The sequence below is a fragment of the Fictibacillus sp. 5RED26 genome, assembly GCF_015903895.1.
Classification (GTDB): Bacteria; Bacillota; Bacilli; order Bacillales; family Fictibacillaceae; genus Fictibacillus; species Fictibacillus phosphorivorans.
In genome coordinates this window covers 923,658-943,510 of sequence record NZ_JACZDU010000001.1, presented here as the reverse complement: position 1 = coordinate 943,510, position 19,853 = coordinate 923,658, and the positions used below count along the sequence as shown (strand labels likewise).

Sequence of the window (19,853 nt, the reverse complement as noted above, 5' to 3'; positions counted from 1 at the left end):
TATGTTCACGTTTTCATTATTAATTATAAAAATAACCCAAGAACAACGTCTTGGGTTATGAAATATACACGATTTGACGATTAAAGAGTCTTTTGACCAGGCTTCCAGTTTGCTGGGCAAAGTCCACCTGTTTGAAGTGCTTGAAGTACACGTAATGTTTCATCAACATCACGGCCAATGTTGTTATGGTTAACAACAGAGTACATTAATTCACCCTCTGGAGAGATGATGAATAAACCGCGAAGAGCAATACCTTCTTCTTCGATTAGAACACCATAATCACGAGCTACAGTGTGGTTTGTATCAGCTGCTAGAGAGTATTTTAACTCACCAAGACCGTTCATGTCACGTGGTGTGTTGATCCAAGCTTTGTGAGTGTGGATTGTGTCTGTAGAAACACCAATTACATCAGCATCTAAATCTTCGAACTCGTCAAAACGGTCGCTAAGTGATGTAATTTCTGTAGGACAAACGAAAGTGAAGTCCATTGGATAGAAGAAAAGAACAGTCCACTTGTCATTCTTCATGTTTTCTTCTAAGCTAACTTTTCCAAATTCTTTGTTTGGTAATACTGCATCCATTTCAAATCTAGGTGCTTGTTTTGCTACCATACGTTCTGCCATAGGTGAAAATCCCTCCAAAAAAACTGTTTTATTTACATGGGTAATTATAGTACAGTCCTTATTTTTAGTCAATGTTAAATAATAATTAATTTAAATAAGGAAAGGTATTCCCACGACTTAATTTCTCCTTAATCATAGCAACTTAAACTATAAATGTGAAATTATCCGCTCATTTCAGATGCTTTTCATTCTCAATAAAGAGTTTACATTGAGGATTCCACGGGAACGCTTTATCGTATAGGAGGGATAAATATGCCGTATGATTCGCTTAAAGATCTACCTGAAGGAGTAAAAGATCATCTCCCCCACCACGGTCAGGAAATCTATAAAGAGGCTTTTAATTCTGCACTCCAAGAGTATAAAGAAGAAGAAACCGCACACAAGGTAGCGTGGAGCGCAGTAAAACACAAATACGAAAAGACTAAAAATGGACAATGGAAAAGCAAAGACTCCTGAAACATCGTTCAGGAGTCTTTATTTGTATCAGTATTTTTATCTTCTAATATTTTTTCAATTCCGATTTTTTTTATCTGTCTGCCATCCAGCTCCAAAATCGTAAAGCGATAACTTTCATAATTAAACGAGTGATGAGTTTCTAAATCAACTGATCTTGTTAGAACCCAACCTCCAATTGTATCGATTTCACTATTATCAATATCCAGTGCGAATAGTTCATTGATTTGTGAAATGAGCACTTTTCCATCCACTACCGTTTGATTTTGATCAACTTGTTGAATCTCTGGTTCTTCATCAATATCAAATTCATCTCTAATTTCCCCGACGATCTCTTCCAATATATCTTCAACCGTTACAATTCCTGCAGTCCCACCATACTCGTCTACGAGCACCGCCATATGAGTCTGATCTTTTTGCATTTTGACCAAGAGCTTTTGGATCGGTATTGATTCATGGACCGTAATGATAGGGCGAATATAATCATTTAAATCAAAATTTTCTTTGCTGAAATTTTCATTGAAAAATTCCTTAATGTTTACAATACCAACGATATGATCCTTATCATCATGGCCAACAGGATATCTCGTGAACTTTTCTTCACGCATGATCGCCATGTTCTGTTCACAACTATTCTCTAGGAATAAACATACCATTTCAGTTCGCGGTATCATAATCTCTTTCGCTACACGGTCATCAAATTCAAAAATTCTGTTCACATACCGGTATTCGGATTGATTGATCTCTCCACCTTGTAAACTTTCTGAAAGGATAAGACGTAACTCTTCTTCCGTATGTACGACCTCATGTTCACTAGCTGGACTTATACCGAAGACTCGTGTTAAAAGATTCGCTGAACCATTTAGTAAGAAGATAAAAGGATACATGACCTTATAAAATAGGATTATTGGTTTTGCTGTAGCCAACGAGACCATTTCAGCTTTTTGAATTGCAACAGTTTTAGGTGCTAATTCTCCTAATACCACGTGCAAGAAGGTAATTAAGAAGAAAGCGATTGAAAATGAGAGCGTATGCGTTAGTCCTTCATTCAATCCTGCATTTTCAAACAATGGTCGTAAAAAGATCTCAACAGTCGGCTCACCCAACCAACCTAGTCCTAGTGCTGTAATGGTTATCCCTAACTGACAAGCTGACAAATAGCCATCAAGATTGCCGATAACTTTTTGTGCAGCGATCGCTTTACTATTACCTTCGGAAGCTAAATGGTCTATTCGCGTCCTACGTACTTTAACAATGGCAAATTCAGTAACTACAAAAAATGCGGTTAAGACGATAAGTAAAATAATCATGATTACATTAAAGATTGGCATATGGACCTCCCCATCTGCTGCTAAACAACATATTTTTTTATGATTGGTCAATTAATTCCCTGTTAAAACGTGCGTTAAACAGAAATAAAGGGGCAGCATGGCTGTCCCCAGGAGTGTTATGATTGTAATCTGCTCTCAACAGCCTGACATACTTCATCTGCTGACATACCATGAGCGTTCAATACAGATCCTTGTGTTTCTGCATTTTGAATGCCCATAATGTTCTGATCCTGTCCGGAAATTACACAGCAATCACAGCCGTTAGCGTCTTGCTCTTGTCGAAGTTCTACAACATCATGTCCCTTTGATCGCAATGCATCTGAGACGTTTGATAATGATTGTTCTACACCAATTCTAGCCATATTCCCACCTCCTTACCTTTCTTAATGTTTCCAACTCATAATGGGAATATGTAATGCAGAAATGAAGTGTTTCTGTTGAGACACGCATGTAGATATATGGCGTAAAGTGTCGACTCGCGGATAAATCATAAAAACTTTTGGATTGAGTCCCGAAACTTGTGGATTGCGTATTAAAACTTTTGGATTGACGGTTAAAATTTCTGGATTGGAGGGAAAAATTCGTGAATTGAGTGTGATTAGGAGACTGAAATTAGGGAAATGAGCAAGAAAAAACGGCCGATTGGCCGTTTCCCTACATTCTATTCCCTTTAAAGTGGAAATATTGAACTAATAGATCTACCGCATGCTGAATGGCTTCTGCTTGCGGTTTTAACTTTGAATGGTGAAGACCATATTGGGTATCAACCCCTAGCCAGAACATGAAACCAGGGATTTTTTCTAAAAAATATCCATAGTCTTCCCCGGTCATAGCTTCTTTACATTCAATAACATTCACAGTTTCTTGCTGTTTTGCAAATTCCATGAATTCTCTAGTTAGAATAGGTTCATTATCAACTTGACGATAGTTTGAACCGTAATCTATTGCAGTCTCACATTCAAAACTGCCTGAAATACCTTTAACGAGTGCTTCAATTCTCTTTTTAACCTTATCCATCGCTTCTGGAGATAACGTTCGAATAGTGCCTTCGAGTCTTGCTTTTTCTGCAATGATATTTTGCTTCGTTCCACCAGTGATCTTACCGATCGTTACAACAGCTGAATCCAGTGGATCAATATTACGTGAGATGATCGACTGCAACTGTGTAACAAGATGGCTTGCTGCGACTACCATGTCATTACTTAAATGCGGATAAGCAGCATGGCCGCCTTTTCCGATCAGATCAACAAAAAGTTCAGAAGTATTAGCAAATAATAATCCTTCTTTTACAGCGATCGTGCCGACCGGATATTCCGGAGCTATGTGAAGTGCTGTGATCATGTCAGGTTTTAACTGCTTAAACAGCTCACTCTCTCGCATTGGGAGAGCTCCCCCTGGTCCTTCTTCAGCAGGCTGAAAGATAAATAACAGATGATCATCTATTGGGTTCTCCGCAAAATGTGCCACTAGCCCTAAAGCGATCGTCATATGAACATCATGACCGCAGGCATGCATCATTCCTTCGTGAAGAGAGGAAAATTCATAGCCAGTTTCTTCACTGATAGGTAGACCATCCATATCTGTTCGGTAAGCTATCGTTTTAGATGCATTTCTTCCGATTACTTTTACAAATATGCCTGTTTCCCATGTATGAATTTCTAAATGGTCCTGAGGAAAAGTGGAGATGAGATCAAGGATATATCTCTGCGTTTTAAACTCTAAAAATCCTGGCTCCGGTATACGGTGCAAGTCTTTTCTTATCTCAAGCAATGATTTCATCTTCTCTCATCCCCTACACTAAAAATTAGTCGTTTAACTGACGTAGCTCTTGTCTGATTTCTGTTTTTGATTTTGTTTTTTCGTCGATCTTTTTTAATACGCGAGCTGGAGTTCCACCAACCACTGTGTATGGTTCTACGTCTTCGATCACAATGGCACCTGCAGCTACAACTGCGCCCTTACCTACCGTAACGCCTTCAAGAACAACTACGTTCGCTCCAATGACTACATCGTCTTCTACAACTACTGGTTTTGCTGAAGGTGGTTCGATTACACCTGCAAGAACAGTTCCTGCACCTATGTGGCAGTTCTTTCCTACAGTAGCTCGTCCACCAAGTACAACGTTCATGTCGATCATCGTTCCTTCACCGATTACTGCTCCGATGTTAATGGAAGCACCCATCATGATTACAGCATTGTCACCGATCTCGACTTGGTCACGAATGATGGCACCTGGTTCAATACGAGCTTTAATGTTTTTCATATCTAACAATGGAATCGCCGAATTACGACGATCATTTTCGATCACGAAGTCTTCAATGTTGCTTTCATTTGCTTTTAACGCAGCTTCAATATCTTTCCACTCGCCGAATAAAACAGCCGTGTTGCCTGAAGGGAACACTTTCGTATCTTGTCCGAATTCGATATTTTCAAGATTTCCTTTTACGTAAACTTTTACGGGTGTAGATTTTGTTGCATTTTGGATAAATGAGATAATTTCGTTTGCATCCATCATTTTCATGTTTGGTAGTTCCTCCTTAAAAGTCATTCTGTATTGTATTAAACCACTAAATATAGAAAGATTCAAACGTTATTCATTGGTTAGTTTTCGAATCAAATCCATAAACACATTCACTTGTTTTAGCTCCGATCCCGTACCGTGATGAATGAGCCAAGTATCTCGTTTAATGGCATTACCCTTTTTATCTGTTAATGGAATCTTAAACATATCATCCTCTGGTCGAAGACTGATCGATGGGAGAATCGCATAACCAATTCCATTTAGCGCCATCTGCTTACACGTTTCAATCTGGTCAACAACAATCGTCTTTTGCGGTGTTGTTTTAAAATGAGTGTGCCACCAATCTTGTATTTCTTGATAATAAGTTGAATGGCTCTTGAATTGAATAAATGGTTTAGTCGTATCTGAAAGCTCGTCAATGGATGAAATCGTCGTATCTACTAAGTATAAATGATCTGACAAAATATGCTCTTTACTGCCTCTCCACTCTGGATTTCCTCTTACAATGCCAAGATGGATCTTATCTTCATAAAGGTGTTTAATGATTTCAGAACTCCAACCCGTAATAAGTGATATATTTACATGAGGGTATAGATTTACATACTCCTTTAACACATGGGGCAACCAATATTGACCTATGATTGAGGCAACCGCAAGCTTTAATGTGCCGTGAACATGCTCTGAAAGAGATTGAAGTTCTTCTTTTACAAGTTCTTCTTTTTGAAGAACTTCCGTTACAAAAGCAAGAATCTTTTCTCCAGAGGGCGTTAAATTCAATCCTTTTTGAGAACGAATGAAAATGATGGTTCCCCAATTATTTTCAATCGTTTGAAGTCGCTGACTAAGAGCTGGTTGAGATACATAAAGCCGCTCAGATGCTTTTCTCATGTTTAATTCTTCAGCAAGAACTTTTAAAATACGAAATTCAGATAACTGCATCATTTCTCCTTCTTTTACTATGATAAGTTTTACTTATTGAAAAATATCTATTTTATGTAATTTATTTTAAGTATACCTTAACATAGGATAGATATGTAAAGGGAAAATGAAGGGATGTGAAAATACTGTATATCCTAATATTCGTTGGGTTTGTAGCGACTTTTATCGGCACTCTTTCTGGAAGTGGCGGCATGATCAATTTTCCTATCATGTTATTGTTAGGTGTTCCAGTCCACTCTGCGATTGCAGCGAATAAATTTGCCAATATGTTCAGTTCTTTTTCAAGCTTTTTTGTTCTCTTACGAAAAAATGATACAAAGCTTACCCCTTACATCATTTCTGGTGTTATCAGTCTATTAGGAGGAATTGCAGGTGGCTTGACTGCTTCCTTAATCTCTAGAGAGAATTTAACCATCATCGCACTTTTCTTACTCACGTGTGCACTCTTCTTAACTTTTCTAAAAACAAAAAGAGAAAAAGATCCTAATGATGAGATCAAACAGCTCCCTCCGAGTAAGTATCCTTACCTTTTTGGCATCGGGGCATATGACGGCTTATTCGGTCCAGGTCAAGGTACCCTGCAGATGCAGCTTTTTATGCGAAACGGCTTTTCCTATATTCGCACCGTCTCATTTACACGATTCAATACGTTCTTAAGCTGTACAGGAGCTGTATTCACTTATTTATGGGCAGGACATTATATGTGGAGTGTGGCTATACCGCTTACGATTGGAAGTATATGCGGTGCTCAAGCTGCGGTAAAACTTGCACCTCATTTAAAAACAAAACAAGTTACAATCCTTATGAGGACTGTAACTGTTCTGCTAATTATTCAATTAATTATTCAATGGAGGTAATAAACCATGAAAATAACAGGTATCCATCATGTCCAAATATGTATTCCACGAGAAAAGGAAGATGAAGCACGAGCTTTTTATAAAGGAATCCTGCAACTTGAAGAAATTCCAAAACCAGATGCTCTTCGAAAAAATGGTGGGATGTGGTTCCAATTCGGTCATCAACAACTACACATCGGAGTGGAAGATCAGGTTTACAAAGGTAAACATCACCCTGCCTTTTTAGTCGATGACCTCACAAGTTTCAAAGATCATTTGGCTCTTCATCAAGTACCGATACAACAAGAACTGCCGTTTCCTGGATTTTCACGCTTTACGATACGAGATCCCTTCGGAAATCGGATAGAATTCATTCAGCCCTCTTCACTTTAATGAATTATCTTTGTTCTTTCCGTCCTCTGGTTCAACGTGAACTTGTATACTCTCGACATTATAAGCTTCTTTAATCGTGTCTTCTATCTTTTCTGTGATCTCGTGACTTTCCACTACATTAAGGGAAGGATCAACTTTAATCGTTACATCGATAATAGCTCGGTTACCGTGTTTACGAGCTTTCAGGTCTCCCACGTTCTCTACACCTTCAACATCTAAAATCTTGTGTTCCATTTCCTTGCCTTCTTCATAATCAAAGCCATCTGAAAGGTTATGGGAGGTTTCAGTGAAAATCTCCCAACCTGTCTTGATGATGATCAGACCAACAAGAACTGCTGCTGCTGGATCTAGCCACGGTAAGCCGATCTGTGCGCCAAGAATTCCGACTGCTGCTCCAATACTGACAAATGCGTCTGAACGGTTATCAAGAGCGGCTGCTTTCAGCCCTTGGCTGTCTGTTTCTTTTGCAACCTTTATATTATACAAATAAACGATCAACATCACAGCTGCACCGAACAGAGCGATCAAGGCCGCCGTAAGTGAAGGCTCCGTTTCCACTCCGTTAAACATCTTTTTAATAGATGAAATCAATACTTCAATACCGATGACTACCATAATAAATGAAGCAACCATCGATGCAATCGTTTCTGCACGCAAGTGTCCATAAGGATGATCCTCATCTGCTGGCTTCCTTGAAATTTTCAATCCTATTAATACTGCGATAGAAGCGATAATGTCAGTAGCATTGTTTAATCCGTCAGCAACTAATGCATCGGAATTATAAAAAATACCTGACACAAGTTTAACTATTGATAGAAAAATATATGCTCCTAGACTAAGATAAACACCGCGTTCCACTCTTTTTTGCTGATCAGATTGCATTCTCTATTCTCCTTCGTTAAATAATACCTTTTACATCATAAAGAATGGATTGGGGGTGGGTCTAGAGCAATCTTTTTCCCTATAGGAAACATTAATGTTCATAGATCATTTTTCTAGTCATCCCGCCATCGATCGTAATATTTTCCCCGGTAATAAAATTATTGTCAGACTGCGCTAAGAATAAGCATGCCCTTGAAATATCAGCTGGCATACCCACTCTTTTTGAGAGATGCTGATCGTGATCAACTTCACGCAGCTCTTTATAATCTCCTGTATGTATCCAACCAGGACTAATAGAATTCACGGTAATAAAATCTTCAGAGAACGATGCAGCCAAGGCGTGAGTTAAAGCAACAATTCCGCCTTTAGTTGCCGCATATGCTTCGGAATGAGGCTCAGACATTACCGCACGAGTGGAAGCCATATTGATGATAGAACCTCCTCCAGACTGGGACATGTACTTAGCCGCTTCTCTAGAAAAAAGAAAAACACTTCGCAAGTTCGTGTTTAAAATGTCATCCCATTCATCTACTGTTAATTCATATGGCGATTTCCATTTTGAAATACCGGCGTTGTTGATAACACAGTTCAGACCGCCTAATCTATCATGTGTTTCTGATACTGCTTTAATAATTTCCTCTGGATTTTTTACATCGCATGTAATAAAGATGCTATCTGCTTGAATTTGACGGACTTCAGAAAATGTGGTTTCAAGCTCATTTTTATTGTAATCAATTAGCGAGACCTTCCATCCTGCTTTGGCAAAATCAATTGCTATCTGTTTTCCAATTCCCTCAGCAGCACCTGTAACCAATACTATACCTCTAGTCTTAACCATAATAAGTTCCTCCTAAAATAAAAAATCCATATATACTATTCTTTCCCCTCTTTCTATTATTTTCATCAAAGACTTACACATAAAAAAAGAGCATAAAAACAATTGTTTTTACACTCTCTTCTCTTTACATTCCAAACTATCTTGCAGCAAAAAGTTTATACTCTAATTCAGGCACTCTTCTAGCAATTTCTCTTCCGATTGGAAAACATGCAGTAGCTGCTGGAGAAGGTGCATTACACACATTAATACTTCGTTTACTCTGTTCAATGTAGAAATCATCGACTAATGAGCCGTCAGATCGCAAAGCTTGTGCTCTAACACCAGATGGTGAAGGTATTATATCACTTTCTTGAATGTCTGGTACGAGCTCTTGAAGGCTCTTTACAAAGGCTTTCTTGCTTAAAGATCGCCAAATTTCTACCGTCCCTTCTTTCCAATATTTACGTGCCATCTTCCAAAAACCTGAATATAGCATGATTTCCGTTGCATCTTTAAAGTTAATATCACGTTTTAAATAGCCTTCCCTTTTTAATCCTAAAACGGCATTCGGACCAGCCTCAACGCCACCATTTATCATTCTAGTAAAATGCACACCTAAAAAAGGAAACTCTGGATTCGGAACAGGATATATTAAATTTTTCACTAAATACTGTTTATCTGGTTTAAGTTCGAAATACTCTCCTCTAAAAGGGATTATTTTTAGATCTGGTGATAAACCCGTCATTTTAGCAAGTCGATCACTGTGTAGTCCACCACAGTTCACAACATATTTAGAAGTGAAATCTTTTTGATTTGTGACAATATCTACTTGCTCGTTTTTTTCAATAATCTTTTTTACTTCAGTATTTAAAAGAAGTTCAACTCCATGCTTTTCTAAAATGGAAACAAGAGTCAAACATACTTGTTTATAGTCTACAATGCCAGCTGAAGGTACCTTAACTGCCTGTATCCCATGAACAAATGGTTCCTCTTCTTTTATTTGTTCTGGACCAATCATTGATAGCTCAAGCTCGTTTGCAATGCCTCTTTGATACAAATTTTTAATATGCGGCAATTCATCTTGTTTCGTTGCCACTATAACTTTGCCGCATTGTTCATAGTTCACATTGTACTTTTGACAAAAGTCTATCATTTCTTTATTTCCTTCTTTTGCAAACTTAGCTTTTAAACTTCCTGGTTTATAGTAAATGCCTGAGTGGATTACACCGCTGTTATTTCCTGTCTGATGTTTTGACCATGAATCTTCCTTTTCTAATACGCTAAGACGAGCGTGTGGAAATCTCTTGCTTAATGAGTACGCAGTGGATAATCCAACAATTCCTCCCCCGATAATTACGATATCTTCCATATTTCCCTCCGGATATGTTCGTAGTTGTTACACTCTAGCAAAATAACCTCTTTGTCTTAATAATTCACGATGAAGCTCAGGATTCTTTGCGAATGCAGCTCTGCCATGCAGCCAGAAAGTATTGTTCACCATAACAAGGTCTCCAACAGGGAGAGGGAGGTCGATGGTGTACTTGCTGTTCTCCATAGACTCAGAAAGATTTTTTAAGTAAACGGCTTGATCCATCGTTGTTGGATGAGCAAATTGGTCAATAAAACAGATACATGGTTTGCCGTTATGTTCAAAAAATGTTTCATTATAAACATTCTTTGCAACATTTTTACTAGCCGGTGCCTTATATTCAATACGACAAGTTGCTAATGGGTGGCTGGAAAAGTGGTCTAATTCTTCCCAATCATCTAAATGTAAAACCCGAGACTCTCCACCTTTCGCATTTTCTTCCGCAAACTTCATCATTAGAAGCCAATCTGTAGGTTCATCTACGAACGTTCCATCTGTATGAAGAGTAAAACGTCGATATGCTTGCCTTAAGTAGGAATCACTTTCGTCTGTATCTTTAACTGTAAATCTAGCGTAGTAGGTTCCTGACATCGCATCAAAGTTTACCCCTCCGATCAAGTGAGATAAAGCAGTTGAAAATTTAATATACTCATCATAATTTTGAGTTAACCCTTGCATTCCGACTGTAAAACCACCTGTATTCCGATCGTGTAATATGGAACGAACGGTATCAGAAAATGAACTACCTAAGTGTCTTTCCAATGATTGCGATAATACGAGTCTCATATAAGGAACGTACTCTAATTGTTGTGCATTCACTAGTTGATTTTCAGTCAAAAATGCTAATAATGAATCTTTTTCAATGACTAGATGATATAGTCGTTGATGATTCGGATGACTATTCACCTTAAAAGTACCGTATGTTCCTACAAATGTTTTCTCATTTTCTTTAGTTACGCTCATTTTTCTTCCTCCTTTTTTTCCACAAAAATAGCCAGTTGTACCATTTCATTAGGAAATGATAAAACTGGCTTGTAGTCTACTTTTGGCTTTTGGTAAAAGTCCGATAGACTTAACAGTTATTATTAATTATAAGTTGCATACTAACTATTACTAGACGTGGTAGGGGACACCAACCTACGGGTAATATTTATATCATTTTAAATCAGTTTTTATCTTGTGTCAATAAATAAATTGAATAATCAGAAATTTAACAAGTCCATCAGACCTCTGTTTTTGCTCTTATTGCACTATATTGTTTATAGGCATCTTTTACCGCCGTTATTAATGCCGTTTTTGCCTTTCCGTGATAATTTCTTTCGATCGTATTCACAATGGGATCACACCCATCCATGAGACTAAACCCTTTTAATAAACTACTAAAAAAACTTTGAGCATGTTGCGTTGACAAAGTACATGAAGCATTTAGAATCACCCAGTACTGATGATCCGTTTCAATAGTAACTGTTAATGTTTGATGAATTTCACTCGCCGACATACCTTGAGGAAGCTTCGCATGACCTGCAATCATTCTAGTTCGTTCCAACATCACCACCTCCTAGATTTGAAGTGTTATCTTTCATCCTCATGCAACTATTCCTACACATGAATCAACTTAAAAGTCCCTGTTCCTTTTGAAACAACATTTCCGTACTCATCTTTAATTACCCCATCCACAAAAGCGGTCTTATGACCTTTAGAAATAATATGAGCCTCTGCATATATGTAGCCTGTTTTGACTGGTGCCGTAAAATGAACGGTTAAACTCATCGTCACACACCTCGTCTTTGTAACAGAGCGAAGATGCATACTTTGAACGAAGTCAATGATGGAGGCATATACACCCCCATGAAGGGTACCATTCGTATTCAACAATTCATTCTTTATTTTTAATTTTATCCTCACATTTTCTTCTTCAAAAGATACGATCTCTATACCTAAGTGGTGAAGGTATGGACAATGCGCAAATTCTTTGTGGATTTCATCGATTGTTAATGGCATATCGTTTGTCCCTTCTTCCTTCGTTTCTATCTAGACATGAATTCAGGAGCTCTTTTCTCAAGAAAAGCCCTTGTTCCTTCCTTTTTATCTTCGGTTGAAAATAAAACAGCTTGAGCCAGCTTTTCTATTAATAATCCAGCTTTCATATCAGAATCATAACCGGCATGAATGGCTAATTTAGCAAACTTAACTGCCAGCGGTCCTTTAGATATGATTTGATGTGCCGTTCTCTCTACGGATTCTTTCAATTGTCTAGCTGGTGCAACTTCGGACACGAGGCCAATTCTTTCCGCTTCATCTGCCGATATTATTTTTCCAGTCAGTATAAGTTCCATCGCTTTTCCTTTTCCGATTAAACGCGCTAATCGTTGTGTTCCCCCTGCACTTGGAATAATACCTAAATTCAATTCAGGAAGACCAAGTTTGGCATCTTGAGAAGCTATTCTAATATCACATGCCATTGCAAGCTCGCATCCTCCGCCTAAAGCATATCCATTTATCATAGCAATAGTTGGCTTCTCAAACCCTTCAATATAATCATACGTTTCTTGCATTCCATCTGGATTGAAAACATCTAAAGGCTCACGGTCTTTCAACTGACTAATATCTGCTCCTGCTGCAAATGATTTGTCTCCTTTCCCTGTAAATACGATACAGTAAATTTGATCATCGTTCTTTAACTCATCCAACGCTTTCTTTATCTCTAAGAGCGTTTCTTTACCCAACGCATTTCGCTGTTCGGGTAAGTTTATAATTAGATAGGCGAGCTGATTAGATTTTTCAACAATAATATTTTGAAAGGTTTGCATGATTACTTCACCTCGTTTGTATTTTCTAATAAAATCGCTATCCCTTGCCCACCACCGATACATGCCGTAACAATCGCACGTTTGGCACGTGTCTTATTCATATGATAGACCGCTTTCGTTATTAAAATCCCTCCGGTCGCTGCAATTGGATGGCCATGCGCGATAGCACCACCGTTAACATTTAATTTTTCTTTTGGAATCTCCAACTCACGGTTACATGCTAGGACTTGGGATGCAAATGCTTCGTTCAATTCCACAAAATCTATATCCTTGATCGACAATTGGTTTCGTTTTAGTAGTTTTCTAACTGCAGGAACCGGACCCATACCCATCATATTTGGATCTACTCCTGCAACTTGTGAATCTACAACTGCAGCAAGTACTGTTAAATGGCGCTTCTGGGCTTCATCATGAGACATCATCACTAATGCAGACGCACCGTCATTCACACCTGATGCATTTCCAGCTGTAACCGTTCCACCCTCTTTAAATACAGGTGAAAGAGGGGATAAACTTTCTATAGTTGTTGAATGGCGAGGATGTTCATCTTGTTTAAAAACATATGTTTCTTTCTTACCTCTTATCTCAATAGGTACGATTTGCTTATCAAACAATCCCTCTTTCATCGCCCTTGCCATACGTCTTTGACTTTCAGCTGCATATTCGTCTTGTTCTTTTCTTGTAATCTTATATTTTTCAGCAACATTTTCAGCTGTGATGCCCATTGGTGGGTCGCCAATGTCGTCAGGAGAGAGTTTTCTCTTAATAAATTGTGGAGGATTTCGGTCATACGTTCTAGTTGCTGGTGATAATAGATAGGGAGAACGGGACATGCTTTCTACTCCTCCAGTTAAATACACACTTCCTCTTCCAGCCTTGATAAGATCTGCTGCAAGAGCAACTGCATTAATGCCTGTACCACATTGACGGTCAATCGTCATACCAGGTACTTCAAATGGTATTCCAGCTTGTAATAACGTCATTCGTGCTGGATTTCCTCCTCCACTTAAACAATTCCCAAAAATTACATCATCGATCTCGTGATGCTGAATTTCTGCTCTTCTCACTGCCTCTCTCATTACTTCTGCTCCGAACATATAGTAAGGAAGTGTCGCCAAAGCCCCTCCTTGTTTGCCGATTGCTGTTCTAACAGCTGACACAATAACAGGTGTAGTCATTTTAGTATTTACGCTCCCCTCCTGCCGAAATGATTTTGAAAGTAGCCGAACCTGAAGCACAATGATTTCCATTCTCATCAAATATGTCTCCTACTCCACTTCCAATATTTCCGGTTATATTAATAGAACGTCCTTTGCATGTAAGTTGCTCTACATACCTGTTTTCATATACTTGAACATGCATGTTAATCGTTATCGTAAAGCAATTTTTCATTTCTGTAATCGAAGTCCCAAGTGCTATATCAAGCAGGGTATAATAGATTCCATTTGATAACACTCCTGACTCATTACAATGCTCTTCTTTCATATTGAGTGATATGATGACATTCTTATTCTCATTTGGTTCCCTCTTTATTCCTAGATGATTAAAGAATGCTGAATGTGAATTATAATTTCTTTCGTTTATCATGATTTCATTCTCCCGTAACCATTTTTAAGAACTGAAGAAGAACAGGGTGCTTCACGCCCGATAGACTGATGGGAGAGATAAATACTATAAAACTACTTCTACTTTTCTTCCTTTTTCATCGTATTCATAAAATCCTTTACCTGTTTTTTTACCTAATTCTCCTTTTCTTACTTTTTCAGCTACAACTTTTGAAGGCTTTTCGTTTTCATCTCCACTTTCCTCAAACCTCTGCATTCGAACATAATAATTAACGTCTAAACCTGTTAAATCCATTAAAGCAAACGGACCGATTGGATGATTGAGCGCTTTTTTGCAGACTAAGTCAATTTCGTCATGTGTCGCATAACCATTCTCATATAGAAAAAGTGCTTCATCCATAAGTTTTCCTAAGATTCGGTTCGCAATAAATCCTGAAATTTCTTTTTTTAGCAATACAGGGGCTTTATTGATGCTTCGAACAAAATCCATACATCTTTCAGAAGTTTGATTCGACGTATGTGGTCCTTTTACTACTTCAACAAGTTCCATAACAAGTGCAGGGTTGAAAAAATGAATATTACATACATTCTCTGGTCGACTTACAGCTTCTGCAATTTTTGAGCTTACAATCGTTGAACTATTTGTTGCCAGTATCGTCTGTTCTGAAACTATTTTTTCTACGTTTTGAAACAATTCTTTCTTCGCGTCTAACTTTTCAATGATTGCTTCTATAACAAGATCCGCTTCTGATAACTCATCTAAAGAAGTAGTAAAGGTAATGAGATTAAACGCCTGCTTCACCTCGTTTGATGTTAACTTCCCTTTTGTTACTCTTTTTTCCATCTGCTTCTTCAATTGCTCTTTTCCTTTAACAAGACTTTCTTCACGAACATCTTGCAGTACGACAGGATACCCAGCTAGTGCACATACCATTGCAATCTGTGATCCCATCGCACCTGAACCTACGACTGCTACTCTTTGAATGGACATATTATTCATTCACTCTCACTCCTTTTTCCATCTCTTCTTTAACTAATAGTCTTTTTAATAACTTGCCTACTCCATTCCTAGGGAGACTTTCTCTCACTTCAATACTCTTTGGCACTTTATATGGAGTAAGATTGGAGTAACAATGACTTTTCAGTGCATCGGTGTCTATAGTTCGTCCTTCTTTAGGGACAACATACGCTTTTACGATCTCATCATGTATTTCATCTGGAATGCCTACTACAGCTGCTTCCTTCACATCTTCATGATCATATAAAACGCTTTCAATTTCTTGCGGATAAATATTAAATCCACCAAAAATAATCATTTCTTTTTTTCTTCCGACGATATAAAAGTACCCATCATGATCCATCGTTGCTAAATCACCCGTGCGGAGCCAACCATTCACAATCGCATGTTTCGTTTCGGATTCATTGTTCCAATACCCTTTCATAACTTGAGGACCTCTGATCAACAGCTCACCTACGTAGTTTGGTTCGAGAAGGTTATGCTCATTATCCGTTATACAGCAATCGGTTTCTGGAACTGGAATACCGATGCTTCCTACCTTCCGTTTTCCATTGATCGGAGTTCGATGGGTGGTAGGAGATGTTTCAGACATTCCGAATCCTTCTAGAATTGTCGCGCCAGAAACCTCTTCAAATCTTCTAATTACTTCTACAGGAAGAGGAGCTGATCCTGAAGAACATATTTTCAAGCTGTTTAATCCAAACTGCTCTGCATTTGGGTAATTAGCGATTGAAATATACATTTTAGGAACACCTGGAAAAACAGTAGGTCTGTATTTTTTTATCGCCTGCATCATTTTATCGATATCAAACTTGTCCAATAATAACAGGTTAGCTCCTAAGAAAATGCCCACATTCATTGCACTCGTCATCGCATAAACATGATAAAGCGGTGTTACGGTTAAGACCGTTTCTTTACCTGGAATATATTTTTGTCTATACATCGTAAAACTCTGATACGCATTCGTTGTTAAATTATGATGAGTTAACATGGCACCTTTTATTTTACCTGTCGTCCCACCTGTGTATTGAATGACAGCTATATCATCTTTAGCCTTGATCTCGACTGGGCAGTATAATGGTGAACCTTGTTCAATGAGCTCGTCCAAGGTAAGAAAGTAATCTGTTTTTTGTTTTTTTACCTTGGATGTCATAACGTATTTAAAAGGGTAGAATTCTTCAATCTCATAGATGGTTTGCAATGACCGATTATCTGCAACAATATAAGAAACTTTTGCATCGTCCAAAATTTGCAGAAATTCTCTTGGTGTATAAGAAGGGTTAATTTGAACAATGATTAACCCTAACGACATGGCCGCATAGTAAGAAACGATATAATCAGGGTGATTGCCTAACATCAAACCGATACGTTCACCTTTTTCAAAACCTCGGTCTCTCCAACTGTTTGCTAATCGATCTGTCTTGTTCTTTAATTCCGAATACGTGATAACTTGATCATTAAAGGTTATAGCGGGTTGGTCTCCATATTTGTTTTCTGAGTCTGCTAAAAATGAGTAGAGTGATACTTCTGGAAACACTATTGCTTCGTTCACATCTCGGTAGTATTTGTCCCATGGACGGTTCTGGATCTCGTTCATTCGTATTCCCTCCCAACAAAATTACGAGATTCATATCAGACTAATTGACCTTCTTTTCTAACACTTCCATCTGACCCTGTGATCTTTCCTTGTACGTGGAATCAGGTTTAACAAATAGTAGAAACAGCAGTGCAAAAGTCAATACGAGAAAAGCCATAAACAGCACAGAATAGTTATATCCGGTAATCTTACTAGAATCGGAGATCGCAATAATATACCCAGTAATGATTGGCGCGATTATACCTGCAAGATTGCCAGATGAAGTGAGGATACTGGTCATTAAACCTCCTCGTTCTGGCATCTCGTTGATCATAATGGTTGGGCCAATTGGTAAAATTGCATAAGTTAACCCCTTAGACAAACACATGGCTATAATTACCCATACCGGATTTTGATAAAAGGTAATAGAAGCCATTAATAACGCTCCAATCACCATAGAGATTCCTACAACATAAACTCTGGAAATCCGCCAATTCTCATTTTTCTTGTATAGATGATCAGAAATAAAAGACACTCCGATATAGATAAACGTGGACACTATACCGATAATCATCACGGCTAAACCCATTTGCTTAGATGTCATTTCCACAACTTCCACTAAATAGATCGGCAGCCAAACCGCGATCCAAACGACCAGGAAATAGGTTGAAAAGTAAGCGAGTGTTGTAAATAATGCAGAAGGAGATAGCAGTAATCTGCCAAAATCTCTTAGATTGATTTTTTCTAGTTTCTCCTTTCGCTTCTTCTCCTTTTCTTCAAATACTTTCAATGGATTTTCTTTCGTAAAAAAATGAAAAGCAACCGCCCAAACGATACTTGCAGCACCTAAACAAGCAAAAGCAGGTTTCCATCCCAACGTGCTAATCAATGCCACAAGAATAGGGGCAACCACCATGGCACCTACTGTTGCACCTGATACGACTACTGAATTAGCAAGACCTCGCAGTTTAGGAGGAAACCACTTATTCGCATGACTATATGCCACTGGGCTGAATGGTCCCTCAAATGCTCCAAGTAGGATACGATAAGCAATTAATAACGGTAAGGCAGTGATCGCTAACACTCCAAATTGCAGAACTGCCCATGTTAACATCAGTAATCCTAATACTTTCTTTGCTCCTATTCTGTCAGCCCAGGCTGCTCCAAATATACCTGTTACCGGATACAACCAGTAATAGCTGCTCCCAACAAGACCCCATTCCGTATAGGAAAGATTAAAGTCCTCCATAATTGGAGCTGCAGCAAGTCCAATAATAGACTTGTCTGCAAAATTAATGATCATTCCAAAGAATAATAAAACGAGGACGATCCAACGCATATAATCCCTCATTTCTGTAATTTAGATAAGGATTTTAATTTTCTTCAAGAATTCTTCTCGAGATAATTAACCGTTGAATCTCATTGGTCCCTTCATAAATCTTTGTGATCCTTGCATCTCTGTAGAACCGCTCAACAGGATAATCGGAAACGTAACCCATTCCGCCATGAATTTGAACAGCTTTATCGGCCACTCTATTGAACACATCACTTGCAAATAATTTAGCCATAGAAGCTTCTTTAATCACTTTCTTTCCTTCATCGACCATTTGCGCTGCTTTCAACGTTAACAAGCGAGCGGCTTCCGTTTCGGTTGCCATATCTGCTAACATCCATTGAATAGCTTGATTATCAGCAATCGGTTTTCCAAACTGTTTCCGTTCCTTTGCATAAGATGCAGAGAGCTCGATCAGTTTGTCACATGAACCTACTGCTCTTGCAGCTAATCCTATTCGTCCCTCTCCCAATATCTTTAAAGCAGACATATAGCCCATACCAACTTCACCAATCACGTTCTCTTCAGGTACTTCACAATCTTCAAATATGAGTTGCGCTGTATAAGATCCACGTAAACCCATTTTTTTATCTTTTTTCCCTATACTAAATCCAGGTGAATTCCTCTCAATCAAAAAGGCAGTTATTCCGCCTTTAGCCCCTTTTTCTTTATCTGTTAAAGCAAAGACTGTGAAAAAATCGGCGATCGGAGCATTGGTAATAAAGTGTTTCGTTCCATTCAAGACCCATTTATCACCATTTTTTACAGCTCGAGTTGATAAGTTGGTCGCATCAGATCCAGCACCAGGTTCAGATAGAGCAAACGCAGCGATCCTATCACCTGTCGCCATCGCTGGTAAGTATTTCTGCTTGAGCTCTTCCGATGCAAGTTTTACAAGTCCCGTACTTCCGATGCCGGTATGAGCACCTATTAAACTCACAAATCCATTGTGAGTGCGTCCAAGCTGTTCTAGCACCGTTGCTTTTCCAACTGTATTTAAACCGATTCCTCCATATTCCTCTGGTATACTCATCCCGAATAAACCAAGTTCTTTTGCTTGTTCTACCAAATGTTGCGGTATCTTATCATCCTCTTCAATTTGTTGAGCATAAGGCTCTACCTCGTTTTCAACAAAGTTTTTCACCATTTGTTTCATCTGTTCAATTTCTGGGGCTAATGTCGTAATCATTTTCTTCCTCCTTTTGAATACAAAAATTAAGAAAAAGTTCTTAGTTAACAGATATGCAATTTCCATGCCAACTCTAGAGAATGTTCATTTTTCTGCAAATCAGATACATGATTTCTCTATAAAGTGCTGATCTCCGTATCACATGATCGCTATCCGCGTGTTGTCCGGCGAGCCGTCGCAGAAGTTTCGGGAATCTTT

The 19,853-nt window shown here is 38.4% G+C and carries 22 protein-coding genes; 3 read left to right on the top strand and 19 right to left on the bottom strand.

The window, feature by feature from the left end; translation table 11 throughout:
• Positions 1-80: 80 nt before the first annotated feature.
• Positions 81-623 carry a peroxiredoxin gene (locus IHV10_RS04990; protein ID WP_066393264.1) on the bottom strand — a complete coding sequence of 181 codons (543 nt, stop codon included), beginning with the start codon at positions 621-623 and terminating at the stop codon, positions 81-83.
• Positions 624-875: 252 nt separating this feature from the next.
• Here IHV10_RS04990 and IHV10_RS04985 point away from each other — a divergent pair, with 252 nt between their 5' ends.
• Positions 876-1,079 (top strand): ChaB family protein, encoded by a 204-nt coding sequence (locus tag IHV10_RS04985; RefSeq protein WP_197127596.1) that lies wholly within the window; start codon positions 876-878, stop codon positions 1,077-1,079.
• Positions 1,080-1,087: 8 nt separating this feature from the next.
• On the opposite strand, the gene IHV10_RS04980 is transcribed toward IHV10_RS04985, so the two are convergent.
• The 5 genes from IHV10_RS04980 to IHV10_RS04960 form a co-directional block, all read right to left on the bottom strand.
• Positions 1,088-2,407: a hemolysin family protein gene (locus tag IHV10_RS04980; RefSeq protein ID WP_197127595.1), complete on the bottom strand. Its 1,320-nt coding sequence runs from the start codon at positions 2,405-2,407 to the stop codon at positions 1,088-1,090.
• A gap of 116 nt (positions 2,408-2,523) precedes the next feature.
• On the bottom strand, positions 2,524-2,769 hold the full coding sequence (locus IHV10_RS04975; protein WP_197127594.1) for a YkuS family protein: 246 nt from the start codon (positions 2,767-2,769) through the stop codon (positions 2,524-2,526).
• 292 nt (positions 2,770-3,061) lie between these two features.
• Entirely contained in the window at positions 3,062-4,186 is a 1,125-nt protein-coding gene (locus IHV10_RS04970; protein WP_197127593.1) for an N-acetyldiaminopimelate deacetylase, read from the bottom strand.
• 25 nt (positions 4,187-4,211) lie between these two features.
• The gene (gene dapD / locus IHV10_RS04965) at positions 4,212-4,928 is read right to left on the bottom strand and encodes a 2,3,4,5-tetrahydropyridine-2,6-dicarboxylate N-acetyltransferase (protein ID WP_197127592.1); all 717 of its coding nucleotides are present in this window, start codon (positions 4,926-4,928) and stop codon (positions 4,212-4,214) included.
• 69 nt (positions 4,929-4,997) lie between these two features.
• Positions 4,998-5,867, bottom strand: a complete 870-nt coding sequence (locus IHV10_RS04960; RefSeq protein WP_197128204.1) for a LysR family transcriptional regulator — start codon at positions 5,865-5,867, stop codon at positions 4,998-5,000.
• Between the two features lie 116 nt (positions 5,868-5,983).
• Here IHV10_RS04960 and IHV10_RS04955 point away from each other — a divergent pair, with 116 nt between their 5' ends.
• Positions 5,984-6,724, top strand: coding sequence for a sulfite exporter TauE/SafE family protein (locus IHV10_RS04955; RefSeq protein WP_197127591.1), 741 nt, complete (start codon positions 5,984-5,986; stop codon positions 6,722-6,724).
• A gap of 6 nt (positions 6,725-6,730) precedes the next feature.
• Positions 6,731-7,096 (top strand): VOC family protein, encoded by a 366-nt coding sequence (locus tag IHV10_RS04950; RefSeq protein ID WP_197127590.1) that lies wholly within the window; start codon positions 6,731-6,733, stop codon positions 7,094-7,096.
• Here IHV10_RS04950 and IHV10_RS04945 read toward each other — a convergent pair.
• The 13 genes from IHV10_RS04945 to IHV10_RS04885 all read right to left on the bottom strand — a co-directional run bounded on the left by IHV10_RS04945 (position 7,088) and on the right by IHV10_RS04885 (position 19,655).
• Positions 7,088-7,978: a cation diffusion facilitator family transporter gene (locus tag IHV10_RS04945; RefSeq protein ID WP_197127589.1), complete on the bottom strand. Its 891-nt coding sequence runs from the start codon at positions 7,976-7,978 to the stop codon at positions 7,088-7,090. The genes IHV10_RS04950 and IHV10_RS04945 overlap by 9 nt on opposite strands.
• Before the next feature lie 91 nt (positions 7,979-8,069).
• Positions 8,070-8,816: an SDR family NAD(P)-dependent oxidoreductase gene (locus IHV10_RS04940; RefSeq protein ID WP_197127588.1), complete on the bottom strand. Its 747-nt coding sequence runs from the start codon at positions 8,814-8,816 to the stop codon at positions 8,070-8,072.
• Between the two features lie 136 nt (positions 8,817-8,952).
• Positions 8,953-10,164, bottom strand: coding sequence for an L-2-hydroxyglutarate oxidase (gene lhgO, locus IHV10_RS04935; RefSeq protein ID WP_197127587.1), 1,212 nt, complete (start codon positions 10,162-10,164; stop codon positions 8,953-8,955).
• Positions 10,165-10,191: 27 nt separating this feature from the next.
• Complete coding sequence (gene glaH, locus IHV10_RS04930) at positions 10,192-11,127, bottom strand: glutarate dioxygenase GlaH (RefSeq protein ID WP_197127586.1); 936 nt, start codon at positions 11,125-11,127, stop codon at positions 10,192-10,194.
• Between the two features lie 259 nt (positions 11,128-11,386).
• Entirely contained in the window at positions 11,387-11,713 is a 327-nt protein-coding gene (locus IHV10_RS04925; RefSeq protein WP_197127585.1) for a DUF3870 domain-containing protein, read from the bottom strand.
• Positions 11,714-11,763: 50 nt separating this feature from the next.
• Positions 11,764-12,165: a PaaI family thioesterase gene (locus IHV10_RS04920; protein ID WP_197127584.1), complete on the bottom strand. Its 402-nt coding sequence runs from the start codon at positions 12,163-12,165 to the stop codon at positions 11,764-11,766.
• A 26-nt stretch (positions 12,166-12,191) separates the two neighbouring features.
• Positions 12,192-12,974: an enoyl-CoA hydratase/isomerase family protein gene (locus IHV10_RS04915; RefSeq protein WP_197127583.1), complete on the bottom strand. Its 783-nt coding sequence runs from the start codon at positions 12,972-12,974 to the stop codon at positions 12,192-12,194.
• Between the two features lie 2 nt (positions 12,975-12,976).
• Positions 12,977-14,152 (bottom strand): thiolase family protein, encoded by a 1,176-nt coding sequence (locus tag IHV10_RS04910; protein ID WP_197127582.1) that lies wholly within the window; start codon positions 14,150-14,152, stop codon positions 12,977-12,979.
• 1 nt (position 14,153) lies between these two features.
• Positions 14,154-14,561, bottom strand: a complete 408-nt coding sequence (locus IHV10_RS04905) for a PaaI family thioesterase (RefSeq protein ID WP_197127581.1) — start codon at positions 14,559-14,561, stop codon at positions 14,154-14,156.
• A gap of 84 nt (positions 14,562-14,645) precedes the next feature.
• Positions 14,646-15,539, bottom strand: coding sequence for a 3-hydroxyacyl-CoA dehydrogenase family protein (locus IHV10_RS04900; RefSeq protein WP_197127580.1), 894 nt, complete (start codon positions 15,537-15,539; stop codon positions 14,646-14,648).
• On the bottom strand, positions 15,532-17,154 hold the full coding sequence (locus IHV10_RS04895) for a long-chain-fatty-acid--CoA ligase (RefSeq protein ID WP_197127579.1): 1,623 nt from the start codon (positions 17,152-17,154) through the stop codon (positions 15,532-15,534). The genes IHV10_RS04900 and IHV10_RS04895 overlap by 8 nt, the downstream gene beginning before the upstream one ends.
• Positions 17,155-17,194: 40 nt before the next feature.
• Positions 17,195-18,472 carry an MFS transporter gene (locus IHV10_RS04890; protein ID WP_197127578.1) on the bottom strand — a complete coding sequence of 426 codons (1,278 nt, stop codon included), beginning with the start codon at positions 18,470-18,472 and terminating at the stop codon, positions 17,195-17,197.
• Positions 18,473-18,506: 34 nt separating this feature from the next.
• Entirely contained in the window at positions 18,507-19,655 is a 1,149-nt protein-coding gene (locus IHV10_RS04885; protein ID WP_197127577.1) for an acyl-CoA dehydrogenase family protein, read from the bottom strand.
• Positions 19,656-19,853: the final 198 nt, after the last annotated feature.

Coding starts and splice junctions, on each gene's coding strand:
- IHV10_RS04985 (WP_197127596.1), top strand. CDS start 876: ATGCCGTATGATTCGCTTAAAGATCTACCTGAAGGAGTAAAAGATCAT.
- IHV10_RS04980 (WP_197127595.1), bottom strand. CDS start 2,407: ATGCCAATCTTTAATGTAATCATGATTATTTTACTTATCGTCTTAACC.
- IHV10_RS04915 (WP_197127583.1), bottom strand. CDS start 12,974: ATGCAAACCTTTCAAAATATTATTGTTGAAAAATCTAATCAGCTCGCC.
- IHV10_RS04905 (WP_197127581.1), bottom strand. CDS start 14,561: ATGATAAACGAAAGAAATTATAATTCACATTCAGCATTCTTTAATCAT.
- dapD (WP_197127592.1), bottom strand. CDS start 4,928: ATGAAAATGATGGATGCAAACGAAATTATCTCATTTATCCAAAATGCA.
- IHV10_RS04975 (WP_197127594.1), bottom strand. CDS start 2,769: ATGGCTAGAATTGGTGTAGAACAATCATTATCAAACGTCTCAGATGCA.
- IHV10_RS04990 (WP_066393264.1), bottom strand. CDS start 623: ATGGCAGAACGTATGGTAGCAAAACAAGCACCTAGATTTGAAATGGAT.
- IHV10_RS04940 (WP_197127588.1), bottom strand. CDS start 8,816: ATGGTTAAGACTAGAGGTATAGTATTGGTTACAGGTGCTGCTGAGGGA.
- IHV10_RS04885 (WP_197127577.1), bottom strand. CDS start 19,655: ATGATTACGACATTAGCCCCAGAAATTGAACAGATGAAACAAATGGTG.
- glaH (WP_197127586.1), bottom strand. CDS start 11,127: ATGAGCGTAACTAAAGAAAATGAGAAAACATTTGTAGGAACATACGGT.
- IHV10_RS04900 (WP_197127580.1), bottom strand. CDS start 15,539: ATGAATAATATGTCCATTCAAAGAGTAGCAGTCGTAGGTTCAGGTGCG.
- IHV10_RS04910 (WP_197127582.1), bottom strand. CDS start 14,152: ATGACTACACCTGTTATTGTGTCAGCTGTTAGAACAGCAATCGGCAAA.
- IHV10_RS04945 (WP_197127589.1), bottom strand. CDS start 7,978: ATGCAATCTGATCAGCAAAAAAGAGTGGAACGCGGTGTTTATCTTAGT.
- IHV10_RS04920 (WP_197127584.1), bottom strand. CDS start 12,165: ATGCCATTAACAATCGATGAAATCCACAAAGAATTTGCGCATTGTCCA.
- IHV10_RS04950 (WP_197127590.1), top strand. CDS start 6,731: ATGAAAATAACAGGTATCCATCATGTCCAAATATGTATTCCACGAGAA.
- IHV10_RS04925 (WP_197127585.1), bottom strand. CDS start 11,713: ATGTTGGAACGAACTAGAATGATTGCAGGTCATGCGAAGCTTCCTCAA.
- IHV10_RS04960 (WP_197128204.1), bottom strand. CDS start 5,867: ATGCAGTTATCTGAATTTCGTATTTTAAAAGTTCTTGCTGAAGAATTA.
- IHV10_RS04895 (WP_197127579.1), bottom strand. CDS start 17,154: ATGAACGAGATCCAGAACCGTCCATGGGACAAATACTACCGAGATGTG.
- lhgO (WP_197127587.1), bottom strand. CDS start 10,164: ATGGAAGATATCGTAATTATCGGGGGAGGAATTGTTGGATTATCCACT.
- IHV10_RS04890 (WP_197127578.1), bottom strand. CDS start 18,472: ATGCGTTGGATCGTCCTCGTTTTATTATTCTTTGGAATGATCATTAAT.
- IHV10_RS04970 (WP_197127593.1), bottom strand. CDS start 4,186: ATGAAATCATTGCTTGAGATAAGAAAAGACTTGCACCGTATACCGGAG.